Below are 724 nucleotides of genomic sequence, written 5' to 3' on the forward strand. Positions count from 1 at the left end.
GAGAGGATAAAGCAGAATATAACGCAGCAGGAGCTGGCGCAGAGATTGGGTATTTCTTATTCGTATTATAACAATATAGAAAAAGGCAACAGAAGCTGTCCGATTGAAGTTCTGATTGGAATATGCAGGGAATTTGGAATTTCAGCAGACAGAATTCTGAGAGATTTTATTCCTGTGGATACAGAAAAGAATATTAAACAGTAAAATGTTGGATTGTTGTCCTATAGACGGAAAATAATTCTTATAGAAACTTAAGTTTATAGATATTACTCCTTACAATGGTAGAAAAAGGAGACATTGTATGGAGTATAATAAAACAGAACTTAAAAAATATAACTATCTTATTGGACAGAAAATAAAGGTTATCAGGGATTTAAAAGGTTTTAAGCAGGATTATGTTTCAGAAAAGCTGGGAATATCCAGTGGGCATTACAGCAATATTGAAAATGGGCATAAGACGTGCACACTTTATATTCTGATTAAACTGTGTCAGATTCTGGATACCACACCCAATGAAATTTTATCAGATTGTGTGCCTTTAGATCATGATGAAAAGGAAACTTTTATTATTGAGATGCAAAGATCTTTAAAAGCGGATGAAAAAGAATTCCTGGTGGCGTTCCAGATGATTTTAAATAAATATCTGGAGGATAAAAGATGATAAAAATTGCCATTTGCGATGATGATATAGTTTTTACAACCCGGCTGGAAGAGCTTATTATGG

General features: G+C 33.4%; 2 protein-coding genes. Both read left to right on the top strand.

From position 1 onward, the window contains the following. Window positions 1–204, top strand: a 204-nt coding sequence (locus tag QVP40_RS13010) for a helix-turn-helix domain-containing protein (RefSeq protein ID WP_288200578.1), incomplete at its 5' end; no start/stop codon positions are given. Between the two features lie 97 nt (window positions 205–301). Continuing rightward, window positions 302–661: a helix-turn-helix domain-containing protein gene (locus tag QVP40_RS13015; protein WP_022068818.1), complete on the top strand. Its 360-nt coding sequence runs from the start codon at window positions 302–304 to the stop codon at window positions 659–661. Window positions 662–724 lie beyond the last annotated feature (63 nt).

It is taken from the genome of Blautia sp. CAG:257 (genome assembly GCF_000433815.1).
In the GTDB taxonomy this organism is placed as follows: Bacteria; Bacillota; Clostridia; order Lachnospirales; family Lachnospiraceae; genus Blautia_A; species Blautia_A caecimuris.

Bases quoted from the DNA above. Each gene is read 5' to 3' on its own strand.
- QVP40_RS13015 (WP_022068818.1), top strand. From the start codon at position 302: ATGGAGTATAATAAAACAGAACTTAAAAAATATAACTATCTTATTGGA.